This window comes from Pseudonocardia kujensis, from assembly GCF_021283305.1.
Taxonomy (GTDB): domain Bacteria; phylum Actinomycetota; class Actinomycetes; order Mycobacteriales; family Pseudonocardiaceae; genus Pseudonocardia; species Pseudonocardia kujensis.
In genome coordinates this window covers 12,775-30,065 of record NZ_JAJSOK010000084.1, presented here as the reverse complement: position 1 = coordinate 30,065, position 17,291 = coordinate 12,775, and the positions used below count along the sequence as shown (strand labels likewise).

Genomic DNA, 17,291 nt, shown 5'->3' with positions numbered 1-17,291 from the left:
CGCCCCGATCTTCGCCGTCGCGTACTGCAACACCGTCCACTCCGCCATGTTCGGCGCCCAGATCCCGACCCGATCCCCCTTCACCACCCCGTCGGCCAACAAACCCAACGCCAAGGCATCGACATCCGCACGGAGTCGGGCATAGCTCCACCGCCGCCCCGTCGGCACCTCGACCAGCGCCTCCCGCTCCGGATCGGCCGCGACCGTCCGGTCGAAATTGTCACCGATCGTGTCCCCCAACAACGGAACGTCGGAGACTCCGGAGGCGTAGGAGGGGACGGCAGGGGCGGCAGCACTCATGGGGGCTCCTCGTGGCAGCGGCGCCAGGGCGATGACGCAACTTAACTGACCGCTCGTACGGTCAGCAACAGGCTCACGGATCGACCTGTCCCTATAGTGGGCGGATGCCAGGACGGGGCCCGCGGGCGAGCTCCCGCGACGCGATCCTGCGCGTCTTCGCCGAGCACGTCGCCGACCGGGGGTACGCGGACACCAGCCTCGGCGACGTCGCCGCCGAGCTGAACCTGAGCAAGGGCACGATCGTCCACCACTTCGGCAACAAGGAAACCCTGCTGCGCGAGGTGCACGTCGCCTACTTCGCGCGCCGCTTCGCCGAGGCGGACTTCGTGCACGTCCACCTCGCCGACCCGGTGAGCCGGCTCGTCGCCATGATCTACGCGCTGCTCGCGGCACACCGGGACGACCGGGCCGCCAGCCTCGCCTGCCTGCGCGAGCTCGTCCGGTACTTCGACGGCGACCTCACCGACTACGTCCGCAAGCAGCGGGTCCGTTACACCGAGATCGTCGTCGACATCCTGCGCGCCGGGGTGGAGCAGGGACTGCTGCGCACGCCGGACCCGCAGATGACGGCGCTCCAGGTCTTCGGCATGTGCAACTACGCCTGGACCTGGTACCGCCCGGACGGCCCGCAGACCGTCGAGGACATCGCCCGGCTCTTCGCGCACGACATCCTTGCCGGGCTCGTCCCCCGCCCCGGAGCCGACCCGGAGCTCGACGAGCTGGTCAGCGCGGCGATCGAGACCGTCCGGAGGGCGCCGGGGCGCAGCGCCTCCGACGACCCCGGCCCCGACCACCCCGCCTCCGGACACGGGGCTCCCGACGACCCCACCTCCGAGAACCCGGGCGGGGACCGCGCCGAGCCCGTGCCGACCGCGCCCTAGGAACTGCTCCCCGAGCGCTCCCCGGTGACCGGCACGGGCCCGGCGACGGTCAGGCCGTCGCCGCGGCCTGGGCGCCGCCGACCTCGTCCTCACGGCCGAGGTCGCTGCGGCTGGTCTCGCGCAGGGCGTAGGTGCAGGCCAGGCTCAGCACGGCCGTCACCGCCAGCAGCCCGCCGATCGCGACGCTGCCGAACGAGGCCGCGAGCCCCGGAGCCAGCAGCGGGGGCACCGCGCCGCCCAGCACGCCGGCCAGGTTGTAGCCCAGACCGGCGCCCGTGTAGCGGTGCCGGGTCACGAACAGCTCCGGCACGAACGAGCCGGCGGGCCCGTACGACACCGCGAAGATGATCAGCGTGACGGTCAGCCCGATCGCGAAGGCGACCGCGGTCCCGGTGTCCAGCAACGGGAACAGCACCAGCGCCCAGGCCACGCCCGCGGTGCACGACGTCATGATCACGCGCCGGCGGCCGAACCGGTCCGACACGATCCCGGACACCGCGATGGCCACCGCGAAGAACACCGAGGCCCCGATGCCGATGCCGAGCACGACCGGACGGCTCAGCCCGGCGCCCTGCGGGTTGGTGCCGTAGCTGGTCAGGTAGGCCGTGCCCATGTAGAAGAACGCGAACAGCATGGTCAGCGACCCGGCCGCCAGGAACACCTCGCGCGGCTGCGCCCGTAGCACCTCGAGGAAGGGCACGCGCGGGCCCGACGCCGGGGTCTGCTGCACCGCGCGGAAGGCCGGGGTCTCCTCGATGGTGGTGCGGATGTAGAAGCCGACCGCCACCAGGACGATGCTGACCAGGAACGGGATCCGCCAGCCGTAGCTCAGGAACGCCTCGTCGCCGTCGCCCAGCACCAGCCCGGTGACGAGGAAGGTCGCGCTCGACAACGCGAACGCGAAGGCCGGGCCGAGCTGCGGGAAGATCCCGTAGAGCCCGCGCTTGTTCGGCGGCGCGTACTCCGCCGTCAGCAGCGCGGCGCCCGCCCACTCGCCGCCGACGGCGAGGCCCTGCGCGAACCGCAGGACCACGAGCAGGATCGGCGCGGCGACCCCGATGGTCGCCGCGTCGGGCAGCAGCCCGATGAGCATCGTCGAGATCCCCATCAGCAGGAGCGTGCTGATCAGGGTGCGCTTGCGCCCGATGCGGTCGCCGTAGTGCCCGAAGAGGACGGCGCCGAGCGGGCGGGCGACGAACGCGACCGCGAAGGTGGCGAAGGACGCGACCGTGCCGGCCGTCGCCCCGAGCGCCGGGAAGAACACCTTCGGGAAGACCAGGGCCGCGGCGGTGCCGTAGATGAAGAAGTCGTAGAACTCGATCGTCGTGCCGACGCAGCTCGCGGTCGCGACCCGCCACATCGGGGTCTGCCGCCGGGCGTGCGGTGCGGACGTGGACATCGTCGTCCTCCTGCGGTTCCGTTCGGGAAGTTCCGCACAGGGTGTCCGGGTCGGCAGTGCTCGGCTACGCCCGAAAGGGGGTAGTACGGGAGGAATCGCCCGTCAGAACAGCCCGGCCGCACGCCCGACGTGCACGGCCGCGGTCCGGTTGCGCACCTTCAGCTTCCGCATCGCCGATCGCAGATACGCCTTCACGGTCTGCACGCTGAGGTTGAGCTGGTCGGCGATCTCGGAGTTGCTGGCCCCGAGGGCGACGAGCCGGAGGACGTCGGCCTCCCGGCGGGTGAGCCGCTCGGGCCCGTCGGCCGTCGGGTCGGTCGACTCGGGTGCGCCGGGCGCACCGCTGAACTCGCGGTGGATGCGGGCCAGCCGTTCGCGGAGCCGGGCGTCGGAGGTGCCGGCGATGATGTCGGCCAGCTCCACGAGCGCGCGGCGGGTGCCGTCGCCGGCCCCGTCGTCCCCCGGCGCGGGACCGGCCGCAGGAGCGCTGCGGAGGTCCGCCTGCAGCTGCGAGGCGATCAGGCCGGCCTGCCGAAGCGTGCGGTCGCCGATCGGGTCGCCGGAGCGGACCGCACCGTAGAGGACGCTGCGGACCTCGCCGTCGACCCGCACGGGGAAGGCGAAGATCGAGGTCAGCTTCTCCTCGGCGACCATCGTGTCGTAGTCGTGGGTGATCGCGCGGGCCGCGGCGTAGTCGTCGACCCGGCAGGGCACGCCCCGCTCGAGGGCGGTCCCGCCCAGTCCGCGGCCGCGTCGGATGACCAGCCCCGACAGGGCGTCGCTGATCGTCCCGACCTGTGCGGTGATCGCGAACCGCCCCTCGCGCGTCCCGCCGGGGACCGCGCCGCCGAACACCACGGGAAGGCCGGTGGCGCGCTGCAGGTCGAGCAGGCGCGTCCGGAGGGCGCGCTCGGGGGAGCGGTGGGCGGAGTCGACGCTGACCACGGCCGGGTCCTCTCGGATCGGGTCGGGCGGCGGAGCCCCGGCCGGGTGGCGGTCGCTCCCCGAGCACGACGGAGACGGCGGCGAAGTGTCTACAGATCGTGTCCGTTTCGTCAACTCTCCGTGGCACGACGGACGGCCGGGAGCAGTGCCGAACCTCCTGCCCTACCCACTTAAGGCGGTAGCCGATGCGCCGGTTGCCGGGGTTGACCGGAACGAGTGACGTCAGCCGGCGCGCCCCGCCGGCGCCGGTCGCACCCGTTGCTCGACGTCGAGATCGACCCCGTCGCCCCCCTCCGTCGGGTGAGCAGCCGGCCCCGACCCGGATCCCGACGTCACGGACCGCAGCGGGTCGGAGACGTCCGTCCCCTGCCCGGATGCGACCGAACTCCCGGTTGGTCGTTGCTGCGGCAAGTCCCCCGGACGGCGTCCCTCCCGCGCCCGACGGGGCAGGCCCCCGACGAAGAGGACCACCATGGCCAACCACCGCTTCGCTCCCCCGAAGGCCAAGGAACCGGGAACCGGACTGCGCGCGCCCCTGGGGCGTCGCAAGTTCCTCGGTTATCTCGTCGCCGCGCCGACCCTGGTGGTCGCGGCCGAGTTCACCCGCCAGACCGTGTTCGACGGCCCGTCGGCCTCCGCGGCACCCATCCCCTCGGCCCCGCAGACCCCCGAGGCCTACGACCTGCTCGACCTGCTGCGCGACGCCTCCCGGCCGACCGCGAACCTCATCCGCATCGAGGTCAACAAGGACGGCACCGTCTCCTTCGCGCTGCCCCGCTCGGACAACGGCCAGGGCATCGTCACCTCGACGCAGATGATCATCGCCGAGGAGATGGGCCTCGAGGTCGAGCAGGTCGTCGTCACGCTCGCCGACGCCCGTCCCGAGCTGCTGTTCAACCAGATCACGGGCGGGTCGAGCACCACCTTCACCACGTACACCCCGATCCGGGTGGCGGCGGCGCTGGCGCAGATGCGGCTGCTCGACGCGGCCGCCCAGATCCTCCAGCAGGACGTGCGCACGCTGACCGCGCGCAGCGGCCTGATCACCGGGGCCGCCGGCCGGGCGCTGTCCTACGGCGAGCTCACCGAGGCCGCGGCCAGCCGCGTCGACGAGCAGGTCGAGGTCGTCCTGAAGCCGCGCGAGGACTTCCGGATCATCGGCAAGCCGCACAACAAGACCGACGCCCGCGACATCGTCACCGGCAAGAAGTGCTTCGCCACCGACCTGCAGATCCCCGACGCGCTGCCGACGGTGATCTGCCGGGCGCCGGACCTCAACGGCACCCCCGACAGCGTCGAGAACATCGACGAGGTCCGGGACATGCCGGGCGTGACCGACGTCGAGGTGGTCTCCACCGGCGTCGCGGTGCGCGCGAAGACCTTCGGCCAGGCCATCGACGGCGTCCGGGCGCTGCGGGTGAACTGGAACGACGGCACGGTGCACGGCGAGAGCGACGAGACCATCCTCGCGAAGCTCAGGGCGGCCGAGCTGCCGATGACGGTCCCCGCGGGGGTGGGCGAGACCGTCGACGCCTCGTTCACCTTCTACTTCAAGTCCAACAGCTCCCTGGAGACCAACTGCGCGATCGCCGACGTGCGCGGCGGCCGGGCCGAGATCTGGGGCCCGATGAAGAACCCGGTCACGGCGCAGGCGGCGATCGCCAGGAAGTTGGGGATCCCGCAGAGCGCGGTGACCGTGCACGTGACCCAGGGCGGCGGCTCCTTCGGCCGCAAGCTGTTCTGGGACGCCGCGCTGGAGGCGGCCGAGGTCTCGCAGACGATGGGCAAGCCCGTCAAGCTGATGTGGACCCGCGCCGACGACTCGCGCCAGGGCCGGGTGCACCCGATGGCGACCTCGCGGATCCGCGCCTCGGTCACCAAGGACTCGGTCCTCAGCTTCGAGCAGCGGCACACCAGCGTCGCCACCGACTTCACCCACGGCCTCGGCGACGCGATCACCGCCACCGGTGCGCGGGCCCCGCTCGGCAACCTCACGTTCGCCGAGTCGATCTTCGAGCTGACCCAGACCACGCCCTACGACTACGGCGTGTCCACGCGGCTGCTCAACGAGGTCGAGATGGGCTTCAACACGTCGTCGATGCGCAACGTGTACTCGCCCGACGTCGCGACCGCCCGCGAGGTCGTCACCGACCAGCTCGCCGCGAAGGTCGGCCAGGACCCCTACGAGTTCCGACGGGCGTTCCTGCGCAACGACCGCATGCGGGCCGTGCTCGACGCCGTGGCCAAGGAGGGCCGCTGGGGCCGGTCGATGAAGAAGGGCACCGCCCAGGGCCTCGGCTTCCACACCGAGTACAAGGGCGTCTCCGCCGCCCTGGTCGAGATCGACTGCCGGCCGGAGACGGTGAACCGCGAGATCCGCGAGGGGGTCACCGGGCCGCGCGTCACCCGCGTGACCTTCGCCGTGGAGATCGGCCTCGTGATCAACCCGCGCGGGCTCGAGGCGCAGATCATGGGCGGCATCAACGACGCCATCGCGCTGATCCTCAGCTCCAGCCTGCACCTGACCGACGGGCACTTCGTCGAGGCCAGCTGGGACAACTACTTCTACACCCGGCAGTGGAACACCCCGCCCGAGATGAACATCATCATCCTCGACTCGCCGGGGGACGAGCCGGGCGGCGCCGGGGAGTTCGGGCTCGCCGCGACCTGCGGCGCCATCGCCTGCGCCTACGCCCGGGCGACCGGGAAGACCCCGGAGTACTTCCCGATCAACCACAAGGACCCGTTCCCCTTCGAGCCCAAACCACTCGTGCCCCCGATCCCCGAGTCGCCGACCGACGGCCTCCGCCACACCTACTGAGGAGACCTCCATGCCCACGCACACCTTCACGCTCAACGGCGAGCGGGTCACCGTGGACGTCGAGGACGACGTCCGCCTGCTCTGGGTCATCCGCGACATGCTCGGCATCACCGGCCCCAAGTACGGCTGCGGCATCAACGTCTGCAAGGCCTGCACCTGCCACATCAACGGCAAGGCCTTCAACCCCTGCTCCGTCCCCGTGGGCGCCATCCACGAGTCCGACGAGATCACCACCATCGAAGGCCTCGCCGACGGCGACGACCTCCACCCCATGCAACAAGCCTGGCTCGACCGCGACGTCCCCCAATGCGGCTACTGCCAACCCGGCCAGATCATGGCCGCCGTCGCCAAGGTCCGCCAATGCCAACGCGAAGGCCGCGACCTCGACGACGCCGCCATCGAAGAAATCCGCAACATCTGCCGCTGCGGCACCTACCAACGCATCCGCGAAGCCATCAAGGCCGGCGCGGACAACATGTGAGGACCGGAATGAAAAAACGCATCCTCTGCACCCTCGCCCTCGGCGGCGCGCTGCTGCCGGTCGGCACCGGCACCGCATTCGCGGCCGAAGCCCCCACCGCCGACCTCGCCCAGGGCGCCAGCGCCACCCAGGCCACCGCCCAGACCGCCGCCACCTCCTTCCTCGACGCCGCCGACGGCAACGGCCCCACCGGCGCCGACGGCCTCGAAACCGAGTTCCCCGACCCCGGCTTCAACTACCTCGACGGCCCCGCGAACGGCCTCCTCAACGGCCCCTTCGACTGACCCACCCAACCCATCATGGTTCCATAACGCACCATTCCCCGGCCCCAGAATCGCGTTATGGAACCATAATGCGCTCAGAACGCGCGGAAACGAGCGTCATGGAGCCATAGTGCTCGACGGCCCGCGCACCACACGTCGTCAGAGCGCCCGTTCGTGCTGGGGAGCATCGGACGGGTGCGGTGCGGTCGCGCAGGACGCGTCTGCCCCGAGGCCCCGCCATCCGGCCTCGGGGCAGACGCATGTCGCCGTCCCGTCCTCGGGATCGCTCGTCAGCGCGCCTCGACGGCGCGGGCGAGGTTCTCGAGGGTGCCGGCGAGCTGCTCGCGGGTCACGAACGGGCAGAACGCCTCGAACTGCGGGTCGGCCACGCCGGACCAGTCGTAGGTCTCGGTGACCTCCGTGCCGTCGCCGGCCTCGCGGAGGCGGTAGGTGTAGGTGTGCCCACCGGTCCTGATGTCGGCGAGCTTCCCGACCAGTTCGCACTCGAAGCCGGTATCGAGACGCGGAGCCCAGCCGACGACGACGTCGGGTTCGAAGACGGTGACCGTGTTCACGGTCTGATAGTCACCGAGGGCGTCGTGATGCATGCGCATCGCGAACTCCTGCCCGGCCGCGGTGATCGAATCGCTCCTGGTGCCCTGCAGCATGCCCGAGCCGTCGATCGTCGGGTGGCGCCGCGGATCCGCGAGGACGGCGAAGACCCGTGCGGCCGGGGCGTGGACGACCCTGCTGACCTCCATCTGCTTGGCGTCGCTCATGTCTGCCGCACCTCCCGATGCCGGACGTCCTCCCTCGAGGCCTGCGGGCCCCGCAAGGTACTCGCGCCCAGGGCCGTCACCCCGGCATCCGGAGTACGTACAAGACGACCCTTGCCAGCCGCGTCGAGCCGGTCACGCCAGCAGCGGGGCCAGCCGTGCCGCGTGGTCGCGCAGGAGCCGGATGATCTCCTCGTTGGGCTCCGCGATCCGGGCGGTCGGCCCCGCGAGGGCGATCCCCGCGACCAGCCGGCCGTCCCGCGGCCCGCGGATCGGCACGGCGATGCAGCCCCGGTCCTCCCGGAACTCCCCGCACTGCCGGGCCAGCCCGTCGCGCGCGACCGCCTTCAACGTCCGGTCCAGCTCCGACTCCGACGTCACCGTGCGCGCCGTGAACGGGCGGACGTCGCGCACCAGTGCCCGCCAGTCCGCCTGCTCGGCCAGCAGCAGCCGGCCCAGCGCGAACGCGTACGGGAACCGCGCCAGCGCCCCGGCATCCGGGGCGGGATGGTCGGGATCGGGATCGACGAGCGAGATCTGCTCGGCCGCGAACGAGGCGACGTGCACGGCCCATCGGGTCTGTGCCCGCATGTGGTCGACGACCGCGCGCGCCGCGGTGGTGAGCGTGGCCGCCGCGGGCAGGGCGAGCCGGGCCGCCCGGCGCCCGAGGGCGAACCCGCTCAGGTCGGGCAGCCGGACCAGGTACTCCTCGGCGACCAGCAGGTTGAGGATCCGGTAGGTCGTGGCCTGCGGCATCGCGAGCGACTCGGAGATCTCCTTGGCCGTGACGCCGGGACCTGCGGAGACGACCTCCTCGAGCACGTGCAGCGCGCTGCGCACGGCCTTCGGCTGCCGCCCGGACAGCGGGAGGGGTGCCGTCATGCCGCGCCGCGGTGGGGGAAGAGGACGTCGGCGGTCGTCGTCTCGTCGTACACCCCGATGCCGGCGAGGGCCTCCGGCCGCCGCCGGCGCAGCAGCAGGTACCCGACGGCACCGAGCACCGCGAGCCCGCCGAGCAGGGCACCCGAGAGCGGGCGCGTCACCACGAACGCCACGAGCACGATCAGCAGGATCGGCACGATCACCGCGCTGACGGCGACCGCGGGCCAGGTCAGCTCGCCGATCCGGTGCAGGAACACCGGGGCCGCCGCGCAGACGAGCAGGTAGGCGAGCAGGAAGCCGCAGGCCGCGAGGGTCAGGACCGTGACCAGCACCGTCGGGAGGGGGACGCCGGCGGCGAGCAGCACCACCGGCACCCCGGTCGTCACGGGCACGGACGCGAGCACGGCGAGGTGCGGGGTCCGGAAGCGCCGGTGGGTGCGGCCGAACGCCTGCGGGGCCACCCCGTCCCGGGAGAGCGAGAACAGCACCCGGGCCAACGCCGTCGCCGTGGCCAGGCCGCAGGCCACGAAGGACATGACCAGGCCGAGGTCGAGCAGCACCGGCAACCAGCCCCAACCCTTCGCCGCGGCGAGCGCCACCACCGGTTCGGCCTGACCCGCCAGGCCGCCCGGGGTGGCGGAGAAGCCGAAGACCTGGACCTGGGCGGCGAAGACGTACAGCACCCCGGCCACGGCGGCGGTCAGCCCCACGGCCCGCGGCACGCTGCGGAAGGGCCGGCGCACCTCCGTGCCGAGCGAGGTGGCGATCTCGAACCCGATGAAGGCGGCCAGCGCCGGCAGGACGCCGGCGACGATGCCGCCGAAGCCCGGCGGCGGCATCGCCGTCGCGTCGGCGGGCGCCGCGGCCGCGGCCGGTCCGCCCGCGAGCAGCAGCGAGAACACGATCAGCATCAAGGTGATGGAGATGCTCTCGGCCAGCAGCACGACCCGCGCCGAGAGCCGGGCCCCGCGCAGCACCAGCACCCCGGTGCCGAGCCCGATCACCGCCATCACCACCGCGGCGCCGACGCGGCCGCCACTCGTGCCCCACAGGACGTCGAACAGGGCCCCGAGGTAGAGCGTGGCGCCCACCAGGGCGCCGGCGGCCAGCAACCCGTACCCGAGCAGCGAGGCCAGCGCGCTGGCGTAGGCGGCCGCCGGCGTGAGCCCCTTCGCGGTCAGGCTGTACAGCCCGCCGGACGCGGCCATGCGCCGGGTGAACCGGGCGATGCAGCCCGCGACGAGCAACGCCAGGACGGTCGCGATGACGAACGACCACACCGTCCCGTGCCCCGCGGACACGGCGACGATCGCCGGGGTGGCGGCCATCGCGGCCGACGGCGCCGCGCCCGAGACCGACTGGGCGAACACCTCGAGCGGGCCCAGCCGGCGTCGTTCCAGCCCTTCGACCGGTGACCGGCTGCGCAGCCGCAAGCGCGCGTCATCGCGCATCCGACGCCCCTCTCCCACGCACGGCCCCGAGCGTAGGTGGGGAATGTTAGCCACAGTCTGCATCGCGATGACCAGCGTCGACGGGTCGAATGAGAACCACCCGGCCGTCGCCCGTCCCGAATGAGAATGTGCTTTGACTCACGCCGCGCCGCCCCGCACGGTGTTCGGCATCACTCTTCCGAGTCACCTGGAGAGCCGCTCATGAGCGTCACGGGTTCGGATCGACCACACACCCTCACCGGCAGGCTCGGCGTGGGGTCGATCGTGTTCATGGTCGTCGCCGCAGCCGCGCCGCTGACCGTCATCGCCGGCACCGTCCCGCTGGGCCTGGCCGCGGGCAACGGCGCCGCCTTCCCCACCACCTTCGCCCTGTGCTGCGGGATCCTGCTGCTGTTCGCCGTCGGGTTCTGCGCGATGAGCAAGCACGTCCCGAACGCCGGCGCCTTCTACGCCTACGTGCAGAAGGGGCTCGGCAAGCGCCTGGGTCTCGGCTCCGCCTTCCTCGCCCTGGTCACCTACGCCGCGGTGCAGCTGGCGGTGTTCGGCTACATCGGTGCGGTGATCGACGCCCTGGTCCAGCACTGGGGCGGACCCGCCCTGCCGTGGTGGGTGTGGTCGCTGGTCGTGGCCGCGATCGTCGGCGTGCTCGGGTACCGGCACATCGAGCTGTCCGGCAAGGTGCTCGGCGCCCTGCTGATCGCCGAGGTCGCGATCGTCCTCGTGTTCGACGCCGTGGTGATCGCCAGCGGTGAGCACCTCTCGACCGCGTTCGTGAAGCCCCCGGAGTTCGTGTCCGGCTCGCTCGGCATCGCGATCATGTTCGCGATCGCGTCGTTCATCGGGTTCGAGGCCACCGCGGTCTTCCGCGACGAGGCCCGCGACCCGCAGCGCACCATCCCGCGGGCCACCTACACCGCGCTGCTGCTGATCGGCGTCTTCTACACCCTCTCGAGCTGGGCCGTCGTGTCCGCGTGGGGCGACGCCGCCGCCGTCGAGGCCGCGGGCACCGACGCCGGCAACATGATCATCACGACGATCACGAACGTCCTCGGCCCCGCGGGCGGTGACGTCGCCCAGGTCCTGCTGATGACCAGCCTCTTCGCCGCCGCGCTGTCCTTCCACAACGTGCTGGCGCGCTACTACTTCTCGCTCGGCAACGCCGGCGCACTGCACCCGGCGGTGGGGCGCAGCCACCCGCGGCACTCCTCGCCGCACGTCGCCTCGCTGACCCAGACCGTCGTCGCCGTCGCGTTCCTGGTGATCTTCGCGATCGCCGGCATGGACCCGGTGACCCAGGTCTTCGCCTGGATGGCCGGCACCGCGACCCTCGGTGTGCTCGGGCTGATGACGCTGACCTGCGCCGCCGTGCTCGTCTACTTCCGCCGCAGCCGCGCCGACACCCGGGTCTGGCACACCGTGATCGCCCCGGCGCTCGGGCTGATCGGCCTGCTCGCCTGCCTCGTCCTGACCGTCTCGAACTTCCCGACGCTGATCGGCGGCTCGGGCGCGCTGGCCCTCGGCATCGGCGCCGTCCTCGTCCTCGCGTTCGTGTTCGGCGTCGTCTGGTCCCGCCTGCGCACCGTGTCCGGCTCTCTCCCGGCCACCGCCGCCCCCGCCGCCGACGCGGCCTGAAAAGGAGCATCCGAAGATGACCACCCTCGAGAACCGCACCCACGCGCTCGCCCTGACGAGCGAGGCGGAGGTCCGCACCGTCCGCGAGGTCCTGCTCGACGCCGGGCTGCTCGGCGAGACCGTCCGCTACACCTTCTTCGCGCCGGAGGAGCCGCCGAAGGCCGAGGTCCTCGCCGGCGGGCCGACCGACCGCCGGTTCCGCGTGGTGCTGCTCGACATCGCCACCGGCCGTTCCTGGGACGTCGTGGTGTCCAGCGACTCGCGCTCGGTCGTCTCGAACCGCGAGCTCGACCCGCCGCGCGACGGTCAGCCGCCGATCATCGACACCGAGTTCGAGATGATCGAGGACATCCTCAACGGCGCCGCGGAGTGGCGTGCGGCCCTGGAGCGCCGCGGGATCGACCCGGCCACCGTCCGGGCGGTGCCGCTGTCCGCCGGCGCCTTCGACGACTACCCGGAGAACCCGGGCCGCCGCGTGGTGCGGGCCTTCGGCTTCCGCCAGGACCACGAGAAGGACCACCCGTGGGCGCACCCGATCGACGGGCTCGTCGCCTACGTCGACCTCACCGCCCGCACCGTGGACCGCGTCGTCGACCACGCCGAGCACGCCGTGCCCGAGACGACCGGCAACTTCGACGACCCCGAGGTCCAGGGCCCGCCGCTCGACCTCAAGCCGATCGAGATCACGCAGCCGGAGGGCCGCTCGTTCACCGTCGAGGACGGGCACGTCCGCTGGGGCAAGTGGGACCTGCGCATCGGGTTCAACGAGCGCGAGGGCCTGACCCTGCACCAGATCGCCTTCGCCGGCCGCCCGATCTGCTACCGCGCGTCCGTCGCCGAGATGGTCGTCCCCTACGCCGACCCGTCGCCGGTGCGCTTCTGGCAGAACTACTTCGACTGCGGCGAGTACATGTTCGCCCGCTACGCCGACTCGCTGCAGCTGGGCTGCGACTGCCTCGGCGACATCCTCTACACCGACGCCGTGGTCGCCGACGACCTCGGCAACCCGCAGACCATCCAGAACGCGATCTGCATGCACGAGGAGGACTACGGCGTTCTCTGGAAGCACTCGGACATGTTCACCGGGGCCCGCGAGACGCGCCGCCAGCGCCGGCTGGTGATCAGCTTCTTCACGCCGATCGGCAACTACGACTACGGCTTCTACTGGTACCTCTACCTCGACGGCACCCTCGAGCTGGAGTGCAAGGCCACCGGCATCGTGTTCACCTCGGGCACGCCCGGCGAGTACGCCACCGAGATCGCGCCCGGTCTCGGCGCCCCGTTCCACCAGCACCTGTTCTCCGCCCGGCTGGACATGACCGTCGACGGCGGGCGCAACGCCGTCGAGGAGATCGAGGCGGCCCGGGTCCCGATGGGCGAGGGCAACCCGTACGGCAACGCGTTCCGGCGCCGGGTCACCCGCCTGTCCCGCGAGTCCGACGCCCAGCGCGACGCGAACGCGTCGACCGGGCGGGTCTGGCACATCATCAACACCGAGAAGACGAACGCGCTGGGCCAGCCCGTCGGCTACACGCTGCACCCGGAGGGCCAGCCGACCCTGCTCGCCGACGACGAGTCGGTCATCCGGTCCCGCGCCACGTTCGCGAGCAAGGCCCTCTGGGTCACGCAGTACGACCCGGCCGAGCGCTACCCCGCCGGCGACTTCGTCAACCAGAACCCGGGCGGCGCCGGGCTGCCGGCCTGGGTGCAGGCCGACCGGCCGGTCGACGGCGAGGACATCGTGGTGTGGCACACCTTCGGGCTCACGCACTTCCCGCGCCCGGAGGACTGGCCGATCATGCCGGTCGACTACACCGGCTTCACGCTCAAGCCGTCGGGCTTCTTCGACCGCAACCCCGCGCTCGACGTCCCGGCCTCGACCAACGGCCACTGCCACGGCGGCACGGAGAACGGCGGCACCGAGAACGGCGGCAAGGAGAACGGCGTGGTGCACGGCCCCGGCAAGGAGCGCGAGGCCGGGTGATGCACGGCGCGGGCTGGTGGGAGGCGGTCGTCGGCGCGGCGTGCCTGCTCGCCGCGGCGGTCTTCCTGGCCCGCGCCGCGCGGGGCGGGCGGCCCGGGACCACGGCGCACCGCCACGGTGCACTGGGGCACGGCGGCATGGCGCTCGCCATGGGCGCCATGGCCGCCGGCCAGCTCGTGCTGTCCGCCGCCCTCGCCGCCGTCTCCTGCCTGTTCACGCTGGCCGGCCGACGACGGGGCGAGGGCGGCGACGTGCTCCACAGCTGCGTCGCCGGGTGCGCGATGGTGGCGATGCCACTGGTGGCAGGGATGCACGACGGCCTCACCCCGGCCGCCGCCTGCCTGGCCCTGACCGGCTACTTCGCGGTCCGGAGCGGTCGGTGGCTCGCGGCCGTCGCACGTCCGGGGCTCCGCCTGGAGCCCGTCGCCCACCTCGTCATGAGCGGGGCGATGGCGACGACCTTCCTCACCATGATCTGAGAGTCGGCGCGCCGTCAGGCCTGGTGAGCAAGGATCCGGCGGGTCATCCTGGAGGCGTGGGGTACCGCCTGCTCGCCGACGCGGTGATGCTGGTGCACTTCGCGTTCCTGGCCTTCGTCGCGCTCGGCGGGTTCCTGGCGTGGCGTCGGCCGCGGGTCCTCGTGCTGCACGCGGCCGCGGTCGAGTGGGGCCTCGTCAGCGTGTTCGCGCACGTCTCGTGCCCGCTCACGGCCTGGGAGGACCGGTTCCGTCGGCTCGCCGGCGAGCACGGCCTGGCGCGGGGCTTCATCGACACCTACCTGACCGGCGTGGTCTACCCCCGGGAGTACCTGCCGGCGATCCAGCTCGCGATCGGCTGCCTGGTGGTGGCGTCCTGGGTCGGGCTCGTGCTGCGCCGGCGCCGGCACCGCATGTCGATCAGGCGCGCACCTCGGCGCCGTGCCATCCTGTCGCCCGGGCGGGACGACCGGAGCCGGGAGCGTGCATGAACCTCGAGAAGGTCGTGTTCGGCTTCTTCGTGCTGCTGGCCGCCACCCTCAACTTCGGGTTCTTCATCGGCGACATCTCGAACCCGGCGCTGCACAACGTCTACGAGCTGTTCGCCGCCATCGTCGTCAGCCTCGTCGCGACGGTCCTGAAGTTCGGCGACCGCACGCAGATCGGCGCGGTCCACCTCGCCACCAGCCTGGTCGCCGACCTCCAGCTCGTCGCGGCGGCGCTGGCGTGGACCTACGCGGCCCACATCGCCGCGACCGGCCTGACCCCGTCGGCGATGGCGAGCGTCGTGTCGCTCTCCGGCGGCGCGCTGTTCGCCAACGTGGTCTCGGTGGTGCTGCTGGTGGTCGAGACCGTGTCCTACCACCGCCGGTAGGCGCTCATGGGCAACCCGCTGCTCTCCTTCTGGATGCGGCTGCTGGGCCAGGACGAGGACCCGGGCCCGCGCGGTCCGTCGCGACGGCTGCGGCGGCGGATCCCGATGGCGTCCGCCGTCGAGGCCGAGGCCACGATCTTCCTGGTCCTGCGCCGCATGCGCGCCCCGCTCATCGTCCTGATCACGATCTTCGCGGTGAGCGTGTTCGGCCTGACCCTCGTCCCCGGCCAGGACGCCACCGGCGCGCCCTACCGGATGAGCATCTTCGACGCCTTCTACTTCATGAGCTACACGGCGTCGACGATCGGCTTCGGCGAGCTGCCGAACACCTTCACCCCTGCCCAACGGCTGTGGGTCACCGCCACGATCTACCTCACGGTCATCGGCTGGGCCTACGCCGTCGGCACCCTGCTGGCGCTCCTGCAGGACCGCGCGTTCCGCCGGGCGCTCGCCCTGCAGCACTTCACCCGCAAGGTCAAGCGGCTGCGCGAGCCGTTCCTGCTGATCGTCGGCCACGGGCGCACCGGGGAACTGCTGTGCCACGCGTTCGACGCGCTCGGCCGCCGGGTCGTCGTGGTCGACATCGCCGAGGAGCGCATCGACGCCCTCGAGCTCGGCTCGTACCGCGGGGACGTCCCGGGGCTCGTCGCCGACGCCCGCGACCCGGGGCATCTCGGCGTGGCGGGGCTGCGCAGCCTGCGGTGCGAGGCCGTCGCCGCCCTCACCGACGACGACGAGGCCAACCTCGCCGTGGCCATGACCGCCGCGCTGCTGCGGCCCGACCTGCCGGTGGTCGCGCGCACCGTCTCGCCCGCGATCGCCGAGCGCATGCAGGCCTTCGGCAGCCCGACCGTCGTCAACCCCTTCAACCGCTTCGGCGACCACCTGCGGATCGCCATGCGCTCGCCCGCGTCCTACCAGCTCATGACGTGGCTGGAGAGCGGGCCGGGCGCCGAGCTGCCCGCCCGCGGCCGCCCGCCCGGCGAGGGTCGCTGGGTGGTGTGCGGCTACGGCCGCTTCGGCCGAGAGGTCACCGCCGACCTGCGCGCCGAGGGGCTCGACGTGACCGTGGTCGAGCCGCGCGCCACACCGCCGGAGCCCGCCGACGGGGTCACCACCGTCGAGGGCTCCGGCGTGGATCCGGCGGTCCTGGAACGCGCCGGCGTCGCCGACGCCGTCGGGTTCGTCGCCGGCACGGACAACGACACCACCAACCTCTCGATGGTCTCCGACGCCCGCCGGCTCAACCCCTCGCTCTTCGTGGCCGCCCGGCAGAACCGGGCCGCGAGCGCGCCCCTGTTCGCCGCGATGGAGATCGACTCCCTGCTCGTGCCCGCGGAGGTCGTGGCGCACGAGGTGTTCGCCCAGCTCAGCAGCCCGTTGCTCTGGCGCTTCCTGCAGGGGGTGCCGCAGCAGGGCGACGCGTGGGCGGCGGACCTGATCCGGCGCGTGACGGCGGACTGCGGCCGGCGGATGCCTGCGCTGTGGAAGATCCGGCTCAACCGCAACGAGACCCCGACCCTGCTCGGGTGGCTCGGGTCCGGCGAGGCCCGGCTCGGCGACGTCCTGCGCGACCCGGAGCGCCGCGAGGACCGGCTCGGCATCACCGTGCTGATGGTCCTGCGGCGGGAGGCGGACGGCACGGAGGAGTGCGTCATGGGCCCGGACGACGACTTCGTCCTCGCCCCGGACGACGAGCTGCTCCTGCTGGGCGCCACCGCCGCCCGCCGCGGGCTCGACCTCACCGTGCTGGTCGACGCCGCCCGTGAGTACGTGCAGACGGGGCGGCGGGTGCCCGCCGGGTGGCTGTGGCGCAAGCTCAGCCGCCGCTGAACGGCGGTCGGTCCCCGCGCACGCCCGGTCCGGACGGGGAGTGGGTGCCGTGCTCGGAGTCGGGGTCGACGCGGCCGGTGGGGCGTTCCTGCTCCGCGGACTCGCCGTCGGGCCGCTCGACCGGACCGCGCTCGGTGTCCTCGTCCGCCCCCGGACGGTGCGCCTCGACCGTGCGGTCGGTTCCCCCCGCCGCACGGTCCCGCACCGGGGCCCCCGGCTCGCGGTCGTGCTCGGGCGACCTCCGGCCGCCTCGTTCGTCTGCCATGGCGACCAGTACCCGCTCCGCGGCCGAA

Annotated in this window: 17 protein-coding genes; 10 read left to right on the top strand and 7 right to left on the bottom strand. The window is 72.5% G+C overall.

Going from position 1 to position 17,291, the window contains the following annotated elements; translation table 11 throughout:
• A partial coding sequence (locus tag LWC35_RS34555; protein WP_232874711.1) for an AMP-binding protein occupies positions 1-300 on the bottom strand: 300 nt, incomplete at its 3' end.
• Positions 301-404: 104 nt separating this feature from the next.
• Here LWC35_RS34555 and LWC35_RS34550 point away from each other — a divergent pair.
• Complete coding sequence (locus LWC35_RS34550; RefSeq protein ID WP_232874710.1) at positions 405-1,181, top strand: TetR/AcrR family transcriptional regulator; 777 nt, start codon at positions 405-407, stop codon at positions 1,179-1,181.
• 49 nt (positions 1,182-1,230) lie between these two features.
• Here LWC35_RS34550 and LWC35_RS34545 read toward each other — a convergent pair whose 3' ends face one another.
• A complete protein-coding gene (locus LWC35_RS34545) occupies positions 1,231-2,580 on the bottom strand; it encodes an MFS transporter (RefSeq protein ID WP_232874709.1) in 1,350 nt (449 codons plus the stop codon).
• A 102-nt stretch (positions 2,581-2,682) separates the two neighbouring features.
• On the bottom strand, positions 2,683-3,525 hold the full coding sequence (locus LWC35_RS34540; RefSeq protein WP_232874708.1) for a LuxR C-terminal-related transcriptional regulator: 843 nt from the start codon (positions 3,523-3,525) through the stop codon (positions 2,683-2,685).
• A gap of 472 nt (positions 3,526-3,997) precedes the next feature.
• Between LWC35_RS34540 and LWC35_RS34535 the strand changes: the two genes are divergently transcribed.
• The 3 genes from LWC35_RS34535 to LWC35_RS34525 are packed head-to-tail and all read left to right on the top strand — an operon-like array spanning position 3,998 to position 7,111.
• Positions 3,998-6,346, top strand: coding sequence for a molybdopterin cofactor-binding domain-containing protein (locus tag LWC35_RS34535; RefSeq protein WP_232874707.1), 2,349 nt, complete (start codon positions 3,998-4,000; stop codon positions 6,344-6,346).
• A 10-nt stretch (positions 6,347-6,356) separates the two neighbouring features.
• Entirely contained in the window at positions 6,357-6,827 is a 471-nt protein-coding gene (locus LWC35_RS34530) for a (2Fe-2S)-binding protein (protein WP_232868035.1), read from the top strand.
• Between the two features lie 8 nt (positions 6,828-6,835).
• The gene (locus LWC35_RS34525) at positions 6,836-7,111 is read left to right on the top strand and encodes a hypothetical protein (protein WP_232874706.1); all 276 of its coding nucleotides are present in this window, start codon (positions 6,836-6,838) and stop codon (positions 7,109-7,111) included.
• Positions 7,112-7,380: 269 nt separating this feature from the next.
• On the opposite strand, the gene LWC35_RS34520 is transcribed toward LWC35_RS34525, so the two are convergent.
• The 3 genes from LWC35_RS34520 to LWC35_RS34510 all read right to left on the bottom strand — a co-directional run bounded on the left by LWC35_RS34520 (position 7,381) and on the right by LWC35_RS34510 (position 10,199).
• Positions 7,381-7,869 carry an SRPBCC family protein gene (locus LWC35_RS34520; protein WP_232874705.1) on the bottom strand — a complete coding sequence of 163 codons (489 nt, stop codon included), beginning with the start codon at positions 7,867-7,869 and terminating at the stop codon, positions 7,381-7,383.
• 132 nt (positions 7,870-8,001) lie between these two features.
• Entirely contained in the window at positions 8,002-8,748 is a 747-nt protein-coding gene (locus LWC35_RS34515; RefSeq protein ID WP_232874704.1) for an IclR family transcriptional regulator, read from the bottom strand.
• Positions 8,745-10,199, bottom strand: a complete 1,455-nt coding sequence (locus LWC35_RS34510; RefSeq protein ID WP_232874703.1) for an APC family permease — start codon at positions 10,197-10,199, stop codon at positions 8,745-8,747. Before LWC35_RS34510 ends, LWC35_RS34515 begins: the two co-directional genes overlap by 4 nt.
• Positions 10,200-10,400: 201 nt before the next feature.
• On the opposite strand from LWC35_RS34510, the gene LWC35_RS34505 reads away from it, so the two are divergent.
• From LWC35_RS34505 to LWC35_RS34480, 6 genes are read left to right on the top strand one after another with little or no spacing between them, the layout of a single operon-like run.
• Positions 10,401-11,831: an APC family permease gene (locus tag LWC35_RS34505; protein ID WP_232874702.1), complete on the top strand. Its 1,431-nt coding sequence runs from the start codon at positions 10,401-10,403 to the stop codon at positions 11,829-11,831.
• A gap of 16 nt (positions 11,832-11,847) precedes the next feature.
• Entirely contained in the window at positions 11,848-13,815 is a 1,968-nt protein-coding gene (locus LWC35_RS34500; RefSeq protein ID WP_232874701.1) for a primary-amine oxidase, read from the top strand.
• On the top strand, positions 13,812-14,294 hold the full coding sequence (locus tag LWC35_RS34495; protein ID WP_232874700.1) for a hypothetical protein: 483 nt from the start codon (positions 13,812-13,814) through the stop codon (positions 14,292-14,294). Before LWC35_RS34500 ends, LWC35_RS34495 begins: the two co-directional genes overlap by 4 nt.
• A 56-nt stretch (positions 14,295-14,350) precedes the next feature.
• The gene (locus tag LWC35_RS34490) at positions 14,351-14,782 is read left to right on the top strand and encodes a DUF2784 domain-containing protein (protein ID WP_232874699.1); all 432 of its coding nucleotides are present in this window, start codon (positions 14,351-14,353) and stop codon (positions 14,780-14,782) included.
• On the top strand, positions 14,779-15,165 hold the full coding sequence (locus LWC35_RS34485) for a DUF6394 family protein (protein ID WP_232874698.1): 387 nt from the start codon (positions 14,779-14,781) through the stop codon (positions 15,163-15,165). The genes LWC35_RS34490 and LWC35_RS34485 overlap by 4 nt, the downstream gene beginning before the upstream one ends.
• Before the next feature lie 6 nt (positions 15,166-15,171).
• On the top strand, positions 15,172-16,998 hold the full coding sequence (locus tag LWC35_RS34480; protein ID WP_232874697.1) for a potassium channel family protein: 1,827 nt from the start codon (positions 15,172-15,174) through the stop codon (positions 16,996-16,998).
• On the opposite strand, the gene LWC35_RS34475 is transcribed toward LWC35_RS34480, so the two are convergent.
• Positions 16,985-17,263: a hypothetical protein gene (locus LWC35_RS34475; protein ID WP_232874696.1), complete on the bottom strand. Its 279-nt coding sequence runs from the start codon at positions 17,261-17,263 to the stop codon at positions 16,985-16,987. The two genes, LWC35_RS34480 and LWC35_RS34475, sit on opposite strands and share 14 nt — an antisense overlap.
• Positions 17,264-17,291: the final 28 nt, after the last annotated feature.